The 2,379-nt window shown below is 69.6% G+C and carries 3 protein-coding genes and 1 pseudogene; all 4 read left to right on the plus strand.

All coding sequences use genetic code 11. The features are described 5' to 3' along the window. The coding region (locus N878_RS17840; RefSeq protein ID WP_021444945.1) for a metal ABC transporter solute-binding protein, Zn/Mn family at positions 1–553 on the plus strand (553 nt) is incomplete at its 5' end. Beyond that, complete coding sequence (locus N878_RS17845; protein WP_021444946.1) at positions 550–1,302, plus strand: metal ABC transporter ATP-binding protein; 753 nt, start codon at positions 550–552, stop codon at positions 1,300–1,302. The genes N878_RS17840 and N878_RS17845, both read left to right, overlap by 4 nt. Further along, positions 1,299–2,198 (plus strand): metal ABC transporter permease, encoded by a 900-nt coding sequence (locus N878_RS17850; RefSeq protein WP_021444947.1) that lies wholly within the window; start codon positions 1,299–1,301, stop codon positions 2,196–2,198. Before N878_RS17845 ends, N878_RS17850 begins: the two co-directional genes overlap by 4 nt. Then, positions 2,195–2,379, plus strand: a pseudogene (locus N878_RS17855) (metal ABC transporter substrate-binding protein); the annotation flags it as partial. The gene N878_RS17850 and the pseudogene N878_RS17855, both read left to right, overlap by 4 nt.

A 2,379-nucleotide genomic window follows, 5' to 3' on the forward strand; every position in this document is an offset into this window, starting at 1 on the left:
CCAGGCCGCGCGCGGCGCCGGCAAGGTGGTCAACCCGCACACCTTCCTCTCCATCAGCGCCTCGATCGCGCAGATCAACAACATCGCCCGCGAGCTGGGCAAGCTCGACCCGGACAACGCCAGGTTCTACAGCCAGAACGCCCGTGCCTACGGCAAGCGCCTGCGCGGCCTGCGCGCGACGGCGCTGAGCCAGCTCAGCGCCGCCTCGGGCAACGAGCTGCGGGTGGCCACCATCCACGGCGCCTACGACTACCTGCTGCGCGAGTTCGGCCTGGAGGTCACCGCGGTGGTCGAGCCGGCCCACGGCATCGAACCCAGCCCCAGCCAGCTGAAGAAGACCATCGACCAGCTCAAGGACCTCGACGTGCAGGTGATCTTCTCGGAGATGGACTTCCCCTCCAGCTACGTCGACACCATCCAGCGCGAATCCGGGGTCAAGCTCTACGCCCTGACCCATATCTCCTATGGCGACTACAGCCCGCAGAAGTACGAGGAAGAGATGCGCCACAACCTCGACACCGTGGTGCGGGCGATTCGGGACTCCGGCGCATGAGTGCGCTGGAGAACGCGCTGCCGCGCCCGAGCGGCCCGGCCATCGAGTTCGACGCGGTGCAGCTGGCGCTCGGCCGCACGCGCATCCTCGACAACGTCGGCTTCCAGGTGCGCGCCGGTAGCGTGCACGCCCTGGTCGGCCCCAACGGCGGCGGCAAGAGCTCGCTGATCAAGACCCTGCTCGGACAGATGCAGCACCAGGGCGAGCTGCGCCTGCACTGGCCGGCCAGCCCCGGCACCATCGGCTACGTGCCGCAGGCGCTGGAGTTCGACCGCGGCCTGCCGATGACGGTGGACGACTTCATGGCCGCCATGTGCCAGCGCCGCCCGGCCTTCCTCGGCCTGTCGCGGCGTCACGCCCCAGCCATCGAACAGGCGCTGGCGCGGGTCGGCATGCTGGATAAGCGCAAACGGCGCATGGGCGCGCTGTCCGGCGGCGAGCGCCAGCGCGTGCTGCTGGCCCAGGGCCTGGTGCCCGAGGCGCAGCTGCTGGTGCTGGACGAGCCGATGTCGGCACTGGACGAGCCCGGCGTGCAGGTGTTCGAACAGTTGTTGCGCGACTGGCGCCAGGCCGGCACCACGGTGCTGTGGATCGAGCACGACCTGCAGGCCGTCGGCCGTCTCGCCGACCGCGTCACCGGGCTCAACCGCCGCGTGCTGTTCGACGATGCGCCGCAGCAGGTGCTGAACCCCGAGCGGCTGCTCGAACTGTTCTCCAGCCATCCGCGCCAGCAAGAGGCCTCGTCATGAGTTTCGAAGACATCCGCCTGGCGATCCAGGCCTGGGCCAGCGCCGGCTACCTGCCCGAGGCCCTGGCCTACGGCTTCGTGGTCAACGCCCTGCTCGCCGGCCTGCTGATCGGCCCGGTGCTCGGCGGCCTCGGCACCCTGGTGGTGGTCAAGCGCTTCGCCTTCTTCTCCGAGGCGGTCGGCCACGCCGCGCTGACCGGGGTGGCCATCGGCATCCTGCTCGGCGAACCCTACACCGGCCCCTACGGCAGCCTGTTCGGCTACTGCCTGCTGTTCGGCATCCTGCTCAACTACCTGCGTAACCGCACCGGCCTGGCGCCGGACACCCTGATCGGCGTGTTCCTCTCGGTGTCGCTGGCAGTCGGCGCCAGCCTGCTGCTGGTGCTCGCCGGCAAGATCAACATCCATATCCTGGAGAACGTGCTGTTCGGCTCGGTGCTGACGGTCAACGCCCAGGACCTCGCAGTGCTGGCGCTGGTCTCGCTGCTGGTGCTGGGCCTGGCGCTGCCGCTGTACAACCGCATCATGCTGGCCAGCTTCAACCCGCAGTTGGCCAGCGTGCGCGGCGTCGCGGTGAAGCCGCTGGACTACCTGTTCGTGATGCTGGTGTCGCTGGTTACCGTGGCCGCGGTCAAGGTCATCGGCGCCATCCTGGTCGGCGCCCTGCTGGTGATCCCGGCGGCAGCCGCACGCCTGCTCAGCCAGTCGCTGAAGGGCTTCTTCTGGCTGTCGGTCCTGATCGCCACCTGCAGCACCCTGGCCGGCATCTTCCTGCCGATCGCCCTGGAACTGCCGGTCCCCTCCGGCGCCGCGATCATCATGGTCGCCGGCCTCGCCTTCGCCCTCGCCGCCATCGCCCGCGGCATCCTGCCTAGCCTGAAAGGGAACCTGGGATGAACCTGCAACGCCTGAGCCTCGCCCTCGCCGCCTGCGCCCTGCTCGCCGGCCCGCTGCACGCCGAAACACAGCCCGTGCGCATTCTCGCCAGCCTGCCGATCACCTACGGCCTCGGCGCCAGCCTGCTCGACGGCAGCGCCGTGCAACTGCAACGCGCCGCGCCGGCCAACTTGCCGGCCAG

This window comes from Pseudomonas sp. EGD-AK9 (assembly GCF_000465935.2).
GTDB lineage: Bacteria > Pseudomonadota > Gammaproteobacteria > Pseudomonadales > Pseudomonadaceae > Aquipseudomonas.

Excerpts from the sequence above, each read along its gene's own strand:
- N878_RS17845 (WP_021444946.1), top strand. The coding sequence starts at position 550 with ATGAGTGCGCTGGAGAACGCGCTGCCGCGCCCGAGCGGCCCGGCCATC.
- N878_RS17850 (WP_021444947.1), top strand. The coding sequence starts at position 1,299 with ATGAGTTTCGAAGACATCCGCCTGGCGATCCAGGCCTGGGCCAGCGCC.